Below are 16760 nucleotides of genomic sequence, written 5' to 3'. Positions count from 1 at the left end.
CTCAGTTTTTGCCGCCGCCCAGATTAACGAGCGCAACCTGGTGATTGCCAGTGCAGCTGAAGAGCAGGCGCAGGTAGCGCGGGAAGTGGATCGCAATCTGGTTAATATTCGAGATCTGTCCACCCAGTCGGCGGCAGGGGCGGAGCAAACCAGCAGCTCCAGCCGAGAGTTGTCACGCTTGGCCGTGGATCTGAACGACCTGGTCAATCGCTTCAAGCTGTAAGCCTCAAGCTAAAAGCGGGCAATAAAAAGCCGCACCCAATAGGGCGCGGCTTTTTTGTGCCTGCGGGTTTAATCAGGCGGGTACGCTGCTTGGCTGCGCTGCTTTGCTTTCAGTTTCCGCGTTCTGCGGGGCCGGTGTTCGGATCAGGTAATCAAAAGCACCCAGGGCGGCGGTAGAGCCGGCGCCCATGGCGATGATGATCTGCTTGAACGGCACTGTGGTCACATCGCCTGCGGCAAATACGCCGGGCAGGGAAGTAGCGCCACGACTGTCGATCTCGATCTCGCCATGCTTGCTCAGTGTTACCGGGCCGCCTTTGAGCCAATCCGTGTTAGGGATCAAACCGATCTGCACGAAAATACCGGCAACATCTACCTGCTGGTTTTCCTGCGTGGCGCGATCGGTGTAGGTCAGGCCGACAACTTTGTTGCCGTCACCGCGTACTTCGGTGGTTTGCGCGTTCTTGATAATCTTGATGTTCGGCATGGAGCGCGCCTTGCGCTGTAACACTTCATCGGCGCGCAGGGTATCGGCAAATTCCAGTACGGTCACGTGCTCGACGATGCCAGCCAGATCGATAGCCGCTTCGATGCCCGAGTTACCGCCACCGATCACGGCCACGCGCTTGCCCTTGAATAACGGACCATCGCAATGCGGGCAATAAGCCACGCCCTTGCCGCGATACTGCTGTTCGCCGGGCACATTCATTTCTCTCCAGCGCGCACCGGTGGCGAGAATGACCGAGCGGCCGGACAGCTTGGCGCCGCTTTCCAGCTCCAGCTGTACATAACCGCCCTCAGCGGTTGCTGCGCTCAGGCGGTTGGCAGTCTGCTCGGTAAACACTTCAATATCGTATTCCTTGACGTGTTCTTCCAGGCTGGCGACCAGCTTGGGGCCTTCGGTGTAGTTGACCGAAATGAAGTTCTCGATGCCCATGGTGTCCATTACCTGACCACCAAAACGTTCGGCTACCAGTGCGGTACGAATACCCTTACGCGCGGCATAGATTGCCGCCGCAGCGCCGGCTGGGCCGCCACCGATAATCAGCACTTCATAGGGCTCTTTGGCGCTCAGCTCGGCAGCCTTGCGCTTGCTTGCACCGGTATCCAGCTTGTTGACGATTTCTGGCAGGGTCATGCGGCCCTGGCCGAAAGGCTGGCCGTTCAGATAGACCGAAGGCACTGCCATGATCTGGCGTTTTTCCACTTCGTCCTGGAACAGCGCGCCGTCGACCATCACATGGGTGATATTCGGATTCAGCGTGGCCATCAGGTTCAGCGCCTGGACGACGTCCGGGCAGTTCTGGCATGACAGCGAAATATAGGTTTCGAAATGGTACTCGCCGGTCAGATGGCGGATCTGCTCGAGCAGCACCGGATCGGCCTTTGACGGATGGCCACCGGATTGCAGCAAGGCCAATACCAGTGAAGTAAATTCGTGACCCATGGGCAAACCGGCGAAGCTGATGCGGGGCGGTACGCCGCTCTGCGCGATGCTCATGCTTGGCGTGCGCTCAGCTTCAATCCAGTTCAGAGCGATTTTTGGCGACATCTCGGCGATTTCGCTCGCCAGTTCGCTCAGCTCTTTGCTCTTGGGGCTTTCATCCACGGACACGCTGAGCTCTATCGGGGTAACGATATTCTGCAGGTACGTGTCCAGTTGCTTCTTCAGATTCGCGTCCAACATATGCGTGTCCGTCCTTAAATTGGTTAAATGCAGGCGATAAAAAACCCGGCCCGCCTACCGGGAGCATAGCTCCCCGGCGGGACGGGTTATCTGGCAATACTTAGATCTTGCCTACCAAGTCAAGCGAGGGAGCCAGAGTGGCTTCGCCTTCTTTCCACTTGGCCGGGCATACTTCGCCAGGGTGGGCAGCAACATACTGAGCGGCCTTGACCTTGCGCATCAGGTCTTCGGCGTTACGGCCGATACCTTCGGAGGTCACTTCAACTGCCTGGATGATGCCCTGTGGGTCAATGATGAAGGTACCACGGTCAGCCAGGCCCATATCTTCGCGCATGTTGTCGAAGTTACGGGTGATGGCGCCAGTCGGGTCACCGATCATGGTGTACTGGATTTTGCCGATAGTTTCGGAGCTATCGTGCCACGCTTTGTGAGTGAAGTGGGTGTCGGTAGAAACGGAATAGATTTCCACGCCCATTTTCTGAAACTCGTCGTAGTAATCAGCTACGTCACCCAGCTCGGTCGGGCAGACGAAGGTGAAGTCAGCAGGGTAAAAGAAGAACACGGACCATTTGCCCTGAATGTCGGCTTCGGTCACTTCGATGAATTCGCCGTGCTTGTAAGCCTGGGCTTTGAAAGGTTTGACTTGAGTATTGATAACGGACATTAGTAACTCCTCATAGAGTTGATTGGTAGGTTTGAAAGAAGGACTAAATATACGGGGCTGGTGAGCAAAATTGAAATAAGTTAAGGCTAAGCGGTGTATAGGTAAAAACTATTGATGATTTATTATTCATGGGGCTGGCTGAATAATCTACTTTGATTTGGATCAATTCCAACATTCATAAAATCAATTCAACTGTGGGTAGCCACGGTCTAAGGTACCTGTTCCAGACCGCGTTAGCCAGTTTCCGCCATCCTGCCAGCGCTTTGTGACAAGTGTTGCACGGTTGCCGAAACTGCAACAATCACAGTATTGGATAGGGAGTGAATCATGGATTTTGCCTATAACGCCAACACCCAGGCCCTGCGTCAACAACTCAGGGACTTTCTCGATAGCCATATAGTTCCGCGCATTGGCGCTTGGCAGCAGGAAGTGGCAGCCGGTCAATACCCGGTGTCCTTCATGGCCGACCTCAAGGCGCTGGCCAGGCAAGAAGGGCTGTGGAATCTGTTTTTGCCCAGCCTGAAAGCTGACGAGCCGGGTCGCGGCCTCAGTAACCTTGACTATGCACCGCTGGCAGAAATCATGGGCCGCGTCAGCTGGGCCTCCGAGGTGTTCAATTGCAATGCGCCGGACACCGGCAATATGGAGCTGCTGCACCTGTTTGCCAGCCCGCAGCAGAACCGCCAATGGCTGCAGCCATTGTTGGCCGGGGAGATACGCTCGGCTTTCGCCATGACCGAGCCGGATGTGGCTTCATCCGATGCGAGCAATATCCAGACGCTGATCCGCCGTGAGGGCGACGACTATGTGATCAACGGCCGCAAGTGGTTTATCACCAATGCCTCGCATCCGGATTGCGCTTTTCTGATCGTGATGGGCAAGACCGACCCCGAGGCCGACGCACACCGCCAGCAGAGCATGATCATTGTGCCGTTCAATACGCCGGGGGTAGAGCTGCTGCGCAATATTCCGGTAATGCACCATATCGCTCCCGAAGGCCACAGTGAGCTGCTGCTGCGCAATGTGCGGGTGCCAGTCAGCAATCTGTTAGGCGCCGAGGGCGACGGCTTTATGATGGCTCAGGCCCGGCTGGGACCCGGTCGTGTACACCACTGCATGCGGGCCATCGGTATGGCCGAATTGGCGCTGGAGCTGATGGTCGACCGGGCCCAGGAGCGCAAGACCTTCGGGCGCTATCTGCATCAGCACGGCAGTATCGGCGATTGGATTGCCCGCTCGCGCATGGAGATCGAACAGGCCCGTCTGCTGGTGCTGAAAACCGCCTGGATGATTGATGAAGTAGGCGCCAAGGCCGCGCGCCGGGAAATTGCCATGATCAAGGCCGTGGTGCCGAGTATGCTGGCGGGGGTAGTAGACCGGGCCATGCAGGTATTCGGAGCCATGGGCCTGACCCCCGATACACCCTTGGCGGACCTGTGGATAGCCTCGCGCGCGCTGCGGATTGCTGATGGCCCGGACGAAGTGCACCTGCGCAGCATCGCCCGGTTGGAAATTGACGCCGGCAAGGACCGACGCGGCAGCAGCAGTGACTACCTGACGCCACCTGACAGCCTGCGGCGCTGAGCGCTTAACTAGATCCGGGCATGCCTCCACAGAGGTAATGCCCGATCGTCGGGATTTCGGTACAGTAGTGGTCATGACTACAGAACAGGATATGCCGATGTTGACGCACCTGAATGCCCAGGGCGAGGCCAATATGGTCGATGTTACCGCCAAGGCCAACAGCGAGCGCGAGGCCGTGGCCGAAGCCCTGGTGCGCATGCGCCCGGAAACCCTGGCGATGATCCAGCAGGGCGGCCACCCTAAAGGTGATGTGTTTGCCGTGGCGCGTATTGCCGGCATCATGGCGGCCAAACGCACGCATGAACTGATCCCCCTCTGCCACCCCTTGCTGCTGACCAGCATCAAGGTGCAGCTGAGTGCTGAGTTGCCCAATGCTGTGCGGATTACCGCGCGCTGCAAGCTGGCCGGGCAAACCGGGGTGGAAATGGAAGCATTGACCGCTGCCAGCATTGCCGCCTTGACTCTCTATGATATGTGCAAGGCGGTGGACAAAGGCATGGTCATCGAATCGACCCGTTTGCTGGAAAAGACCGGCGGCAAGAGCGGGCACTTTCAGGCAGAAGCACAGCACGCCGGAGAGTCGTTATGATTAGCCTGCAGCTGTTTGCCCGTTACCGCGAACTGCTCGGGGTTGATCAGCAGCAGCTGGAGTGGACACCTGAACTGGACACGCTGCGTGCTCTGCGTGACAGTTTGCTGAGCCGTGGCGGGGCCTGGCAGGTGCTCGCCGAACCGCGGCTGATGTGCGCCCTCAATCAGGACATGGTCAGCCTTGATACGCCGCTGCGGGACGGTGACGAAGTGGCCTTTTTCCCGCCTGTGACCGGTGGCTGAGATGGCCATTACAGTACAAACAGCCAGTTTTGACCCAGGCGCTATGCTTAACCGTCTGCATGCCCAGCAGTTGGGGGTGGGCGCGGTGGTCGGTTTTACCGGTTATGTGCGTGATTTCAACGACGGGCAGGAGGTCGCGGGCATGCTGCTGGAGCATTATCCGGGCATGACCGAAAAGGCCCTGCAGATAATCGTTGATGAGGCGCAGGGGCGCTGGCCGTTGCTCAGCGTTGAGGTGCTGCACCGCGTGGGGCGCCTTGAGCCCGGCGAGCCAATCGTCTTTGTTGGTGTCAGCTCGGCCCATCGAGCGGCGGCCTTCGACGCCTGCCAGTTCATTATGGATTACCTGAAAACCCGTGCGCCGTTCTGGAAGAAAGAAGACAGCGCCGACGGACCGCGCTGGGTGGATGCCCGGGACAGCGATAGTCAGGCCCTGGACAAGTGGCGCTAGCCCGTCGATAGCTCGCTAGCCCCCAATAGCATAGAAAAGTCCCCGCAAAGACTCCCCACAATGCCCCCGCCGGCTACCCCCAAGGGGGAATACAGTTCTGCCCCAGGCCTTGGCATGCTGCCGTAAATTCCAACGGAGCAGCCCCCATGGCTCACCTGCGTCAGACTGAATTCATCGCGCTACCGATAGCCGTGCTCAGCGTCAGCGATACCCGTTCACTGGCAACCGACGACGCCGGCCAGACCTTGGTCGATCGTCTGCACGCGGCGGGTCATCAGTTAGCTGACCGCCAGCTGTGTATCGACAACACTTATCTGCTGCGTGCACAGCTGTCCCAGTGGATTGCTGATCCGCGCATACAGGTGGTGCTGATTACCGGTGGTACCGGCTTTTCAGCGCAGGACAATACGCCGCAGGCGGTTACCCCGTTGCTCGACAAGCTGATGGATGGCTTTGGCGAGTTATTCCGTCAACTGTCCTATGCCGACATAGGTACCTCCACTGTGCAGTCTCGTGCTCTTGCCGGTTTTGCCAATGGCACGCTGATCTGCTGTCTGCCCGGCTCACCGGGGGCCTGCCGCACGGCTTGGGATGGCATTCTGGAAGCACAACTGGATTCGCGCAGCAAACCCTGCAATGTGGTACCGCACCTGGGCTCGGCTGAGACGCAGGCGCTGGCTTGCTGTGGTACTCGAGCATGAGTGGCTGTGACTGCGAGCGACCGCAGAGGCACAGCTGGTTGTCCGTCGATGAGGCCATAGCCCGGCTACTGAGCCAGACACCCGCAGCGCCAGCGGTTGAACGGGTGGTGCTGGCTGCCGCCTGCGGGCGGATACTCGCAGAGCCGCTGTTGGCGCGCATGGATAGTCCGGCCTGGAACAATAGTGCCATGGATGGTTATGCCTTGCGCGCCGCTGACCTGCCGGCCGAAGGCGGTTGGTTACCCTTGGCTGGGCGCAGTGCCGCGGGCGAGGCGGCGGCCACCCTGACCGCGGGTCACGCTTTGCGCATTTTTACCGGCGCACCCTTACCCGCGTTGGCCGACACCGTGGTCGCCCAGGAAGACTGTCAGCTTGAGGCTGGCGCGGTGCATCTGCCGGCGGTCAGGGTCGGGCAACATGTGCGGCAGCGGGCCGAGGAGTTGCGTGCGGGTGCTCCGTTGTTGTCTGCCGGCCGACGCCTACGTGCCCATGATCTGGGGCTATTGGCCAGTCAGGGTATCGATTGGGTCGCGGTACACCGGCCGCTGCGCGTGGCGTTATTGAGCAGCGGTGATGAGCTGTGCGAGCTAGGTCAGCCACTCGCTGCAGGCCAGATCTACGACGCCAACCGGCATACCCTGGCCAATCTGCTACAGGGCTGGGGCTGCGAGATCAGCGAGAGTCGGGTCATGCCCGACAACCTGCCACAGACCTGCGACCAGCTGTTGGCCGCTGCGGCTAACGCCGACGTATTGATCAGCTCTGGTGGCGTGTCGGTGGGGGAAGAGGATCATTTAAAGGCGGCGGTGCGTCAGCTGGGGCGGCTGGATGTGTGGCAGTTGGCAATCCAGCCTGGCAAGCCGCTGGCCTTCGGTGAGGTCGCAGGTATCCCCTGGATTGGGCTGCCCGGCAACCCGGTGGCGGTCTGGGTCACCGCGTTGATGGTCGCCAGACCCTGGTTGCTCAAGGCCCAGGGGCGCGATGAGCTGGCGCCGACGGGCTGGTTGATGCCGGCCGCCTTCGACTGGCCCAAGGCCAAACCCCGGCGTCAGTTCCTGCGTGCCAGGCTGCAGCCGAGCAGCGCAGGCCAGGAGGTGGTTGTGCATCCGCACCAGGGTTCAGCCATGCTCGCGGCCGCCAGCTGGGCGGATGGTCTGGCCGATATTGGCGCGGGCGCGACACTGGGTCAGGGTGATTTGGTTCGTTATTGGCCCCTGGCTGAACTGCAGTATTGATCCGTATCAAGGACCGAACACACCTGCTACGGCAAAGTGCCGTTTGATCTGAGTCAGGGAGCCATTTTATGCAACTGGTCTGTCCCGCCGGCAGTCTGCCGGCATTGAAAGCCGCCATTCGGCAGGGCGCCGATGCGGTCTATACCGGATTTCGCGATGATACCAACGCGCGCCATTTTGCTGGTCTGAATTTTACTGAAAAACAATTGGAAAGCGGACTGCAGTTGATTCGCAGTGCCGGTAAGCAGCTGTATATCGCCGTTAATACCTACGCGCTACCGGATGGCTGGCCGCGCTGGCAGCGCGCCGTCGATCAGGCTGCCGACCTGGGGGCGGATGCCCTGATTGCCGCCGACCCCGGGGTGCTGGCCTATGCCCGTCGGACGCATCCGCAACTGCCGTTGCACCTGTCGGTACAAGGCTCGGCGACCAATGCCGCGGCGCTGGATTTTTACTACCAGCACTACGGCATCCGCCGCGCAGTGCTGCCGCGGGTGCTATCGCTGAATCAGGTACGCCAGGTGGCTGAGGCCAGTCCGGTACCGGTCGAGGTCTTTGCCTTTGGCAGTCTGTGCATCATGGCCGAGGGGCGTTGTCACTTGTCCTCTTATGTCACCGGGCAATCGCCGAACCTGTGCGGGGTCTGTTCACCGGCCAGTGCCGTGCGCTGGAGCCAAGAGCCCGAAGCGCTGGTCTCGCGACTTAATGAGGTGTTGATTGATCGCTACGCCGATGGCGAGGCGGCGGGCTATCCGACCCTGTGCAAGGGGCGCTTTATGGTCAATGGCAAACGTTTTCATGCGCTGGAGGAACCGACCAGTCTCAATACCCTGGATCTGATTCCGCAGTTGGCCGCCATCGGTGTTACTGCAGTCAAGATTGAAGGGCGCCAGCGCAGCCCCAGCTATGTTGAACAAGTCACCCAGGTCTGGCGCCAGGCGCTGGATTGCTATGCGGCAAACCCAACAGGGTTCGCGGTGGATGCGAGCTGGAACCGTATGCTGGAGAAATTATCCGAGGGCAGTCAGACCACCCTGGGTGCCTATCACCGGCCATGGCAATGAGCGGCAATGAGGAACGCAAACAGATGAACCTCTCGATGGGACCGATTCTGTTCTACTGGAGTCGCCAGACAACCATGGATTTTTACGCGAGCATGGCTACGCAGCCGCTTGACGCCATTTATCTCGGCGAGACGGTCTGCTCCAAACGCCGCGCGCTGTCCCTTGACGATTGGCTTGGGTTGGCCCGCGACCTGCGCAGCGAAACCGCTGCCGAGCTGGTGATCTCCGGCATGGCGCTGATCGAGGCGGCGTCCGAACTCTCCACCCTGCGCAGGTTGTGCGACAACGGCGAGATCCGTGTGGAGGCCAATGATATGGCCGCAGTGCAGTATCTCAGTCGCTCCGGCGTCGAGTTCACCGGCGGTCCATCACTGAATCTGTATAACGCCTACGCCCTGGACGAGCTGGTGCGGCTGGGCATGACGCGCTGGGTGCCGCCGGTAGAATGCTCCGAGGCGTTGCTGCGTGATCTCATCTGTCAGGCACGTCAGCAAGGGCTGGGGTTGCCAGAGATCGAAATCTACGCCTGGGGCTATTTACCCCTGGCGTACTCCGCACGCTGTTTTACCGCGCGGGCCGAGAATCGCCCGAAGGACGACTGTGGTTTTATCTGCCAGGACTACCCCGAAGGCATGCCACTACTGAGCCAGGAAGGGCAGCCGTTGTTTACCCTCAACGGTATCCAGACCCTGTCTGCCGGCATCAGTAATCTGCTCGCCGAATACCCGCGCATGCAGGCGCTGGGGATTCACATGTTGCGCCTCAGCCCTGCAGCAACGGGCATGGAAAAGGTGATCAGCAGTTTTGATCAGGTCAGACGTGGCGCCGAGCCACCGCTGGCAGTAGATGGTTGTAACGGCTACTGGTATGGCCAGCCCGGCATGCTGCGGGTCGAAGAGGCGGGTCTATGTTGAGCCCCGTACACCTGGCGCTACGGGCGACAGGGCCATTGCTGGGTCTGGGCCGTCATGCGCCCTTTGTGCTGCAGCGGCTGCTGATAGAGCAGGCCATGGCCAGCCTGTTTGCCGAGCCGCTGGCGGACGGCAGCTTTGCTTGCCTGCAGGGCCGCTGGTTGCGTCTTGAAGTTGCGGACCTGGGCCTGGCCTGGAATGTGACGCGTGGGCGTCTGGGTCTGCAGCTAGGCGAGCATGCATCGGCAGATCTGCTGATTCGCGGTAACTGGCGGGAGTTTCTGTTACTGGCCAGTCGCCATGAAGATCCTGACACCCTGTTTTTCCGCCGACGCTTGACCATTGAGGGTGACACCGAACTGGGTCTGGAGATCAAGAATCTGATCGACAGCCTCGATCCCGAGGAACTGCCACCGCGCCTGTGGCGGGTTTTGCGCTGGCTGGGCGCGGGCGTTGCGGCCGACGAGTGTCCGCCGGTACCGCCGCACCCAGCCTGACCTATCACTGCAAAGGAGGCGGCCATGCTGAACAAGACCGACCCGTTGATCTACTCGTGCTCTGGCTGCTCGAATGTGGCGCAGTTGGCCAATACCCTGGCGCTGCGACTCGATCGCAGCGGGATTGCTGAAATGTCCTGTATCGCCGGGGTCGGTGGGGGTGTGCCGGCGCTGGTCCGTACCGCCCAGTCTGGCCGCCCGATTGTAGCGATCGACGGATGCAAGTTGCAGTGTGCGAAAGCCTGTTTGCATCAAGCGGGCGTAGAGCCGGATTTGCATGTCATGCTGGGTGATTTTGGCCTGCGCAAACGCTTCGGCGAAGACTGCAGCGAGTTTCAGGCCGACCAGCTCGAGGACAAGCTGGTGGACATGATCTGGCGGCTGCAAAGGTAGATCGGGCCACGCTGACGGGGTTGCGCCTCGCTCGACTAACGTCGTTCAGGCGATATTGTTTTCCACTACCCAGACCGCCGCTTCGGTGCGTGAACGCATGCCGAGCTTGTTCAGCAGCCGCTTCACGTGGACTTTTACCGTGCCTTCGGCAATATCCAGCCGGCGCGCGATCATTTTATTGCTCAGGCCCTTGGTGATCAGCTTCAGTACGTCCTTTTCGCGCTTGGTCAGGTTGGCTGCCTGAACCTGTGACTGGGTTTTAGGTCGCTCGCGCAGGGCTTCGGCCAGCACCATCGTCAGCTCTGGGCTCAGGGCCAGCTTGCCGCGTGCCGCCAGACGCACGTGTTCGACGAGTGCATCGGGGTCCATGTCCTTGAGCAGGTAGCCGTCGGCGCCGTGACGCAGGGCTTCGAGCACATCGCTCTGATCATCCGATACAGTGAACATGATGATCCGCGCGTCGACCTGTTGATCACGCATCTGCCGCAGGGTTTCCAGACCGTCCATGCCGGGCATGTTCAGGTCTAGCAGAATCAGATCGGGTTCCAGCTCGATGGTCATGCGCAGAGCGTCCGGGCCGCTCCCGGCCTCGCCGACCGGGTCCATGTCATCTTCCATTGCGAGTAAATCGCGTAGGCCCCTGCGCATCATGGGATGGTCGTCCACCAGCAGTATTTTAATCGGGTCTTCTGCCGGGGTGTCGGTAGCACTGGCATGCTCGGTCATGATCCGGTCCGCTCCTGTTTCAGATTGAGTAGGCGATAGTCTGGCGGGAAACGCAGGTACACGCGTGTGCCGCCTACCTCGCGCGGGGTAATGGTCAGTGTTCCATTGAGGCTATTGGCGCGCTCGATCAATATGCTGACGCCATAATGCCCTGCCGGAGAGATCGCCTCGGCAATGCCGACCCCGTCATCATCGACGGTGACGTGAATAGTGCCCTGTTTGTCCTGTGTCAATCTCAGAGCGCAGGATTTTGCTTGGGCGTGTTTGACCACGTTGCTCAGCGCCTCGCGGACAATTTGCAAACAATGGATTTCCTCGTTGGGCGTCAGGGGGCAATGGTCGAGCCGGTAGTCCATCTGGATGTCGACCCCCGAATTGGCCCCGAACTCTTTCACTGTGGCCTGCAATGCCGGCTTCAGTCCTGGCTCGTTGACCTTGATACGGAAGGTGGTGAGCAGCTCGCGCAACTGCCGGTAGGCCGCGTTGAGGCCTCGCTCGATCTCCTCCATGGTCTCGGTCAGCTCTGCCGGGGCACATCCCTTAGCCGTCTGGCGCTTAAGCCTGGCTAGTTGTAATTTCTGCGCGGACAGCGACTGGGCGAGCGAGTCGTGCAGCTCGCGCGCGATCACTGCGCGTTCTTCCATCAATGCCATTCTGGCTTGTTGCTGGCCCTGATCGCTCAAGATAAGGCAGGCCGCGTAGAGGTCTGCGAGCGTGATCATCAGTCGCGTTTGCCAGGGCTCGAGCTGCTCTCCTGGCGGTTGCTCGATACGCAGCGCCCCAAGCTCAGTCTGCCCGGAACGCAAGTCGAAACTGATCAGGAGGCTACCCGATGCTAGTTGAGCGCCTTTGTGGTTCACCGGGCACGCCTGACAATCGGGTAGTTTGCAGTACGCTGGCGGCTGCAAGCTGGTAGAGGTCATCGCGGTGTGACTGCCGGCCTCGGCGACCCGGTTCAGGCACAGTGAAACGGGCCCGCAACCGAGGATGTCACGGACTTTCGACAGTTGCCGGCCCATTATCAGCACCGGCTCGTCCGGACGGCTATAGAGCAAGCGGGCGCTGTCGAAAAGCAATTGCAGGGTGGCGTTGCTGCGGGTCAGTGCGGCGGTTTTTTCGTCGACCTTGCTTTCCATCTCGGCATACAGACTGGCCAGCTCCTGGTTCATCTGGTTTAGCGTGCGCGCAAGCATGCTTAATTCTGTGTCTCCGGCCACGCTCACCTGGCCGGTGAAGTTACCGCGACTTATCTGCCGTGCCATGGCGGTCAACTGGCGCAACGGCGTTACCAGTTTGTTGTTCAGCGCGAAGATCAGCAAAAACGCAATCAGTACGGTTACAAAGAGGGTGCCCACTTGAAGGGCACGGATGATTTCCAGATTCTTCTCCGACGACTCCTGCAGGGTCTGGACGAATTGATCCAGCTGCGCGACGAACTGCGGCACCTCGGCGCGGAACGCAGCCGCTCCGGCGGGCGTTTGCAGCAGCGGCCGCATGGTCTGCTGCCACTGTTCCAGCGCCTGCGTGTGCAGCTGTCTCAGGCCGCTACCATCATGTCGTAGCAGCGCCGCCTCGATAGAAGCCGACCCCAGCGTAGCATCCATCGCCTGTAGCTTATGTTCCAGCGTGGTGGGGTCCTGGTCGGCGATCAAGGCGAGGCGATATGCCTGCATTCTCAGGCTCCCGGCCTGATTTATGGCCCCGGCATCGCCCTCCAGAGAGTCGGCCATATGCAGACCGCCGATCATGCTGACAAGGGTCACGCAAATAATGATGACGAACGCGACCATGGTACTGAACACGATCGAATGGCGCGGTGCAGGTAAGTTCGCATCACTTGCCTCGGATTCGTTGCGCGTACTGGGCGTCATCATCTAGGGCGGCTCCATGGGAAAATCCTGCATTGGCGGGAGTATACCCCTTAAGCCACGGTGCCGTGCGGGGTGAGCTGGTCGATCTCTTTTGGCTTTTTCAAGCTAATGATTATATTGAAATTTTATTTGATTTTGGGAGTATCCCAAAGGAGGTATAGGGCCTGTTATGGCATTGCTGCGGCCCACCAAATATTGATCTAGGTCAAGTTAAGCAAAGTGGTCGCGCTCTACGGTGCCAGCCATCCCCACCGCTCCGGGACGTCGGACGATGGCACAGCAGGCAATAGGGAAGGGCGCAGTATGACCGATATCGAAAAATGGAACCCGGAAGACCCGGACTTCTGGGATAGTCGCGGCAAGAAAATAGCGAATCGCAATCTGTGGATTTCCATTCCCAGCTTGTTAATGGGTTTTGCCATCTGGTTGATGTGGGGCATCGTCACGGTGCAGATGATCAACCTGGGCTTCCCGTTCGCCCCGGCGGAACTCTTTACCCTCACCGCGATTGCCGGTTTGACCGGAGCCACGTTGCGCATACCGGCGTCCTTCATGATTCGCATCGCCGGCGGGCGCAACACCATTTTCCTCACCACGCTGCTGTTGGTAATCCCGGCTGCCGGCGCGGGGATGGCCCTGCAAAGTCAGGATACGCCGCTGTGGGTATTCCAGTTGTTGGCGTTCCTGTCCGGTATTGGCGGCGGCAATTTTGCCTGCTCAATGAGCAATATAAGTGGTTTCTTCCCGAAGAATCAGCAAGGCCTGGCCCTGGGCCTGAACGCTGGTCTGGGTAACTTCGGTGTCACCACTATGCAGATTCTGATTCCGCTGGTGATGACAGCAGGCGTGTTCGGTGCCTTCGCTGGCGGCTCGATGACGCTGCTCAGTGACAGTGGAACCCTGATCGGCCGTATCGCCGCCGGTACTGAAACCTGGATACAGAATGCCGGCTGGATATGGGTAGTATTTCTTATCCCGCTGGGCTTTGCCGGTTGGTTCGGCATGAACAACCTGCGGACTATCACGCCCAATCCCGGAAACCCGTTATCGGCCTTTGGCAAGATCCTTGGACTCTATGCGGTGGGCTTTGCTACCGCCGGATTGGGGCTGTATCTGTACTTGCCGGCGCCCACCGGGCTCGGCGTGCTGAACATGTGGGTGGCCATGATCCTGATCATGGGTCTGACCCTGTTCATCCTGCGCATGCTGCCAGGCAGCATCAAACCGAATATCAAACGCCAGTTCCAGATTTTCTCGGATAAACACACCTGGTCCATGAGCGTGCTTTACATTCTGACGTTCGGCTCCTTTATCGGCTTTTCCATGGCTCTGCCGCTGTCGATTACGGTGATCTTCGGCTACCTGAATGAAGTCGCCCTCGATGGCAGCGTGACCCGCGTGCTTAACCCCAATGCTCCGAGCGCGCTGACCTATGCCTGGATCGGTCCCTTTGTCGGGGCGCTGATCCGACCGCTGGGCGGCTGGATCTCCGACAAGGTCGGCGGTTCGATCGTGACCCAGGTCATCTCCGTGGTCATGGTGGCTGCGTCCGTTGCCGCAGGCTACGTGATGCAACTGGCCTACAGCTCGACGCATCCAGAGCAGTATTTCTTCCTCTTCCTGCTGCTGTTTCTGGTGCTGTTCGCGGCATCCGGCATCGGCAACGGTTCGACCTTCCGCACCATTGGGGTGATCTACGACCGCGAGAAGGCCGGCCCCGTACTGGGTTGGACCTCGGCAGTGGCGGCCTACGGCGCCTTTGTTGCCCCCATCGTCATCGGCGAGCAGGTCAAGGCGGGTACCCCTGAGGTGGCCATGTACGGGTTTGCGGTGTTCTACGCACTCTGTCTGGTACTCAACTGGTGGTTCTACCTGCGCCCCAATGCCTACGTCAAAAACCCCTGAGCGGAGTACCGGATATGCGAATCATGATTGCCTATGACCACTCCCGCAACGCCATCACGGCACTGCAGAACACCATCGACATGTTCAAACCGCTGAAGCCGCTGATCATGCTGGTCGGCGTCGTGGAGGAGAGTCTGGATACCAGCGGTGTGGCCAATCAAAGCTATCAGGAGCAGCGGGCTGAATTTGAGGGCTACCTGCGCCTGGCAGCCGAACAGGTTGTTGAGCAGGGCCTGGATGCCGAAGTGATTATCGCCGAAGGGGACGTGCGCAAGATGATCCTTAAGGCAGTCGAGCACAAAAAACCAGACCTGCTGGTCATCGCCCGCCACAGCCAGGAGCCCGACGGCGGTTTCATCTCGCGTTCGCTCAACCTGCTGGTGGATGAGCTCGATTACATGACGTTTGGCAGTGTCAGCGCCTTTCTGGCTCGCCGGGCGCCCTGTCCGGTACTGATCCAGGCCTGCCCGTGATGCGCAAAGTGGAGAATGAAGTATGAAAGTGGCAGAGATTTTCCAGTGGAAACGGCCGGAGATAAAAGCCCTGCACCTGACCTGGCTGGCGTTCTACATCAGCTTCTTCGTCTGGTTCGGCATGGCGCCTTTGGCATCGAGCATGCTCAAGAGCCTGAACTGGCTGACCCCCGAAGATATCAAGCTGTTTGCCATTGCCAACGTGGCGCTGACCATTCCGGCGCGCATCATCGTCGGCATGGCGCTCGACCGCTTTGGCCCGCGCCGGGTGTTTTCGATCCTGCTGGTGGTCATGGCGCTGCCGGCGTTGTTCTTCGCCTTTGGCGACACGCGGGTCCAGCTATTGGTGTCGCGTCTGATTCTGAGCTCGGTAGGTGCCAGCTTCGTTGTTGGTATTCATATGACCGCGATGTGGTTTAAGCCCAAGGACATCGGTTTTGCCGAGGGCTTTTACGCTGGCTGGGGTAACTTCGGTTCCGCCGCAGCCGCAATGACGCTGCCGGCCATTGCCATCCACGCCTTTGGTGGGCCGGACGGCTGGCGCTGGGCGGTGGCCAGTTCGGCGATCATCATGGCGGTCTACGGCGTTTACTACTGGTTTGCGATAACCGACGGCCCCGTCGGCACTATCCATCGCAAGCCGCACAAGACCGCGGCGCTGGAGGTCAGCACCTGGGCGGATATGATCAAACTGATCGCCTGGACTATCCCGATGGTCGGGGTGCTGGCGATCCTGGTATGGCGCGTGGAAGGCATGGGTTACCTGTCCGAGACCGGTGCCTGGATCTGCTACGCGGTCATTGCTGCGGTGGTGGTCTACCAGGTGGTACAGATTCTCAGGGTGAATGTCCCGATTCTGAAAAAAGGCGTACCTGAGGACGACAAATACCCCTTCAACAGCGTCGCGGCACTGAACTCCACCTATTTCGCCAACTTTGGCGCCGAGCTGGCAGTGGTGTCCATGCTGCCCATGTTCTTCGAAATGACCTGGGGCCTGACACCCACGGTGGCTGGGCTTATTGCTGCCTCCTTCGCCTTCGTCAACCTGGTCGCCAGGCCCATGGGCGGGATGGTCTCTGACCGCATGGGCAATCGGCGCTTCGTCATGCTCGCCTATATGTTCGGCATCGGCCTGGGTTTCCTGTTCATGGGCCTGATGAATGAGAAGTGGCCGCTGTTTGTCGCGGTGTTCATTACCGTGGCCTGCTCGGTCTTCGTTCAGGGTGCGGAGGGCGCCACCTTCGGCATCATTCCTTCGATCAAACGCCGGGTTACCGGGCAGATCTCCGGCATGGCCGGGGCCTACGGCAACGTCGGCGCAGTCTGCTACCTGACCCTGTACACCTTTGTTACCCCATCGCAGTTCTTCCTGATCATCGCTGCGGGCGCCTTCGTCAGCTTCGGCCTCTGCCTGCTCTGGCTCAAGGAGCCTGAAGGGGCGTTCTCGGAAGAATATTACGTGTCCTCGGTGGACCGCGAACTGGAGGCCCTGAACGCGCAGAAAGTGGTCTGAATACGAACCTGTGTGCGCCGCGTCGCGGT

At 59.7% G+C, this 16760-nt stretch carries 17 protein-coding genes and 1 pseudogene; 14 read left to right on the top strand and 4 right to left on the bottom strand.

From position 1 onward, the window contains the following. Positions 1-223, top strand: a pseudogene (locus K787_RS0116230) (methyl-accepting chemotaxis protein); the annotation flags it as partial. Between the two features lie 72 nt (positions 224-295). On the opposite strand, the gene ahpF reads toward K787_RS0116230, so the two are convergent. Both ahpF and ahpC read right to left on the bottom strand, forming a co-directional pair. Next, positions 296-1909: an alkyl hydroperoxide reductase subunit F gene (gene ahpF, locus K787_RS0116225; protein WP_022963866.1), complete on the bottom strand. Its 1614-nt coding sequence runs from the start codon at positions 1907-1909 to the stop codon at positions 296-298. Between the two features lie 100 nt (positions 1910-2009). Next, a complete protein-coding gene (gene ahpC, locus K787_RS0116220; RefSeq protein ID WP_022963865.1) occupies positions 2010-2573 on the bottom strand; it encodes an alkyl hydroperoxide reductase subunit C in 564 nt (187 codons plus the stop codon). Positions 2574-2900: 327 nt separating this feature from the next. Here ahpC and K787_RS0116215 point away from each other — a divergent pair, with 327 nt between their 5' ends. From K787_RS0116215 to K787_RS0116170, 10 genes are all read left to right on the top strand, one after another. Next, entirely contained in the window at positions 2901-4157 is a 1257-nt protein-coding gene (locus K787_RS0116215) for an acyl-CoA dehydrogenase family protein (protein WP_022963864.1), read from the top strand. Positions 4158-4254: 97 nt separating this feature from the next. Further along, positions 4255-4746 (top strand): cyclic pyranopterin monophosphate synthase MoaC, encoded by a 492-nt coding sequence (gene moaC / locus K787_RS0116210; RefSeq protein WP_022963863.1) that lies wholly within the window; start codon positions 4255-4257, stop codon positions 4744-4746. Continuing rightward, positions 4743-4991: a molybdopterin converting factor subunit 1 gene (gene moaD / locus K787_RS0116205; RefSeq protein WP_022963862.1), complete on the top strand. Its 249-nt coding sequence runs from the start codon at positions 4743-4745 to the stop codon at positions 4989-4991. The genes moaC and moaD overlap by 4 nt, the downstream gene beginning before the upstream one ends. Position 4992: 1 nt before the next feature. Further along, positions 4993-5442 carry a molybdopterin synthase catalytic subunit MoaE gene (moaE, locus tag K787_RS0116200; RefSeq protein WP_022963861.1) on the top strand — a complete coding sequence of 150 codons (450 nt, stop codon included), beginning with the start codon at positions 4993-4995 and terminating at the stop codon, positions 5440-5442. Between the two features lie 146 nt (positions 5443-5588). Next, positions 5589-6143 carry a molybdenum cofactor biosynthesis protein B gene (gene moaB, locus K787_RS0116195; RefSeq protein ID WP_022963860.1) on the top strand — a complete coding sequence of 185 codons (555 nt, stop codon included), beginning with the start codon at positions 5589-5591 and terminating at the stop codon, positions 6141-6143. Next, on the top strand, positions 6140-7378 hold the full coding sequence (locus K787_RS0116190) for a molybdopterin molybdotransferase MoeA (protein WP_022963859.1): 1239 nt from the start codon (positions 6140-6142) through the stop codon (positions 7376-7378). The genes moaB and K787_RS0116190 overlap by 4 nt, the downstream gene beginning before the upstream one ends. Positions 7379-7446: 68 nt before the next feature. Next, positions 7447-8442, top strand: coding sequence for a ubiquinone anaerobic biosynthesis protein UbiU (gene ubiU / locus K787_RS0116185; protein ID WP_022963858.1), 996 nt, complete (start codon positions 7447-7449; stop codon positions 8440-8442). A 23-nt stretch (positions 8443-8465) separates the two neighbouring features. Continuing rightward, entirely contained in the window at positions 8466-9356 is an 891-nt protein-coding gene (locus K787_RS0116180) for a U32 family peptidase (protein WP_028615011.1), read from the top strand. Next, positions 9350-9850, top strand: coding sequence for a ubiquinone anaerobic biosynthesis accessory factor UbiT (gene ubiT / locus K787_RS0116175; RefSeq protein ID WP_022963856.1), 501 nt, complete (start codon positions 9350-9352; stop codon positions 9848-9850). The genes K787_RS0116180 and ubiT overlap by 7 nt, the downstream gene beginning before the upstream one ends. Before the next feature lie 24 nt (positions 9851-9874). Further along, a complete protein-coding gene (locus tag K787_RS0116170) occupies positions 9875-10243 on the top strand; it encodes a putative zinc-binding protein (protein WP_022963855.1) in 369 nt (122 codons plus the stop codon). 45 nt (positions 10244-10288) lie between these two features. Here K787_RS0116170 and narL read toward each other — a convergent pair whose 3' ends face one another. After that, complete coding sequence (gene narL, locus K787_RS0116165) at positions 10289-10969, bottom strand: two-component system response regulator NarL (RefSeq protein WP_022963854.1); 681 nt, start codon at positions 10967-10969, stop codon at positions 10289-10291. After that, positions 10966-12843, bottom strand: a complete 1878-nt coding sequence (locus K787_RS0116160) for a histidine kinase (protein ID WP_022963853.1) — start codon at positions 12841-12843, stop codon at positions 10966-10968. The genes narL and K787_RS0116160 overlap by 4 nt, the downstream gene beginning before the upstream one ends. Positions 12844-13143: 300 nt before the next feature. Here K787_RS0116160 and K787_RS0116155 point away from each other — a divergent pair, with 300 nt between their 5' ends. From K787_RS0116155 to K787_RS0116145, 3 genes are read left to right on the top strand one after another with little or no spacing between them, the layout of a single operon-like run. Next, the gene (locus K787_RS0116155) at positions 13144-14745 is read left to right on the top strand and encodes an MFS transporter (RefSeq protein ID WP_022963852.1); all 1602 of its coding nucleotides are present in this window, start codon (positions 13144-13146) and stop codon (positions 14743-14745) included. A gap of 14 nt (positions 14746-14759) precedes the next feature. Next, on the top strand, positions 14760-15218 hold the full coding sequence (locus tag K787_RS0116150) for a universal stress protein (protein ID WP_022963851.1): 459 nt from the start codon (positions 14760-14762) through the stop codon (positions 15216-15218). A 22-nt stretch (positions 15219-15240) separates the two neighbouring features. Next, a complete protein-coding gene (locus tag K787_RS0116145) occupies positions 15241-16731 on the top strand; it encodes an MFS transporter (protein WP_022963850.1) in 1491 nt (496 codons plus the stop codon). The last annotated feature ends 29 nt before the right edge of the window (positions 16732-16760 follow it).

Source organism: Halopseudomonas pelagia CL-AP6 (assembly GCF_000410875.1).
Lineage (GTDB): Bacteria > Pseudomonadota > Gammaproteobacteria > Pseudomonadales > Pseudomonadaceae > Halopseudomonas > Halopseudomonas pelagia.
This window is presented reverse-complemented; position numbering and strand designations above follow the sequence as displayed.

Excerpts from the sequence above, each read along its gene's own strand:
- ahpF (WP_022963866.1), bottom strand. The coding sequence starts at position 1,909 with ATGTTGGACGCGAATCTGAAGAAGCAACTGGACACGTACCTGCAGAAT.
- ahpC (WP_022963865.1), bottom strand. The coding sequence starts at position 2,573 with ATGTCCGTTATCAATACTCAAGTCAAACCTTTCAAAGCCCAGGCTTAC.
- K787_RS0116215 (WP_022963864.1), top strand. The coding sequence starts at position 2,901 with ATGGATTTTGCCTATAACGCCAACACCCAGGCCCTGCGTCAACAACTC.
- moaC (WP_022963863.1), top strand. The coding sequence starts at position 4,255 with ATGTTGACGCACCTGAATGCCCAGGGCGAGGCCAATATGGTCGATGTT.
- moaD (WP_022963862.1), top strand. The coding sequence starts at position 4,743 with ATGATTAGCCTGCAGCTGTTTGCCCGTTACCGCGAACTGCTCGGGGTT.
- moaE (WP_022963861.1), top strand. The coding sequence starts at position 4,993 with ATGGCCATTACAGTACAAACAGCCAGTTTTGACCCAGGCGCTATGCTT.
- moaB (WP_022963860.1), top strand. The coding sequence starts at position 5,589 with ATGGCTCACCTGCGTCAGACTGAATTCATCGCGCTACCGATAGCCGTG.
- K787_RS0116190 (WP_022963859.1), top strand. The coding sequence starts at position 6,140 with ATGAGTGGCTGTGACTGCGAGCGACCGCAGAGGCACAGCTGGTTGTCC.
- ubiU (WP_022963858.1), top strand. The coding sequence starts at position 7,447 with ATGCAACTGGTCTGTCCCGCCGGCAGTCTGCCGGCATTGAAAGCCGCC.
- K787_RS0116180 (WP_028615011.1), top strand. The coding sequence starts at position 8,466 with ATGAACCTCTCGATGGGACCGATTCTGTTCTACTGGAGTCGCCAGACA.
- ubiT (WP_022963856.1), top strand. The coding sequence starts at position 9,350 with ATGTTGAGCCCCGTACACCTGGCGCTACGGGCGACAGGGCCATTGCTG.
- K787_RS0116170 (WP_022963855.1), top strand. The coding sequence starts at position 9,875 with ATGCTGAACAAGACCGACCCGTTGATCTACTCGTGCTCTGGCTGCTCG.
- narL (WP_022963854.1), bottom strand. The coding sequence starts at position 10,969 with ATGACCGAGCATGCCAGTGCTACCGACACCCCGGCAGAAGACCCGATT.
- K787_RS0116160 (WP_022963853.1), bottom strand. The coding sequence starts at position 12,843 with ATGATGACGCCCAGTACGCGCAACGAATCCGAGGCAAGTGATGCGAAC.
- K787_RS0116155 (WP_022963852.1), top strand. The coding sequence starts at position 13,144 with ATGACCGATATCGAAAAATGGAACCCGGAAGACCCGGACTTCTGGGAT.
- K787_RS0116150 (WP_022963851.1), top strand. The coding sequence starts at position 14,760 with ATGCGAATCATGATTGCCTATGACCACTCCCGCAACGCCATCACGGCA.
- K787_RS0116145 (WP_022963850.1), top strand. The coding sequence starts at position 15,241 with ATGAAAGTGGCAGAGATTTTCCAGTGGAAACGGCCGGAGATAAAAGCC.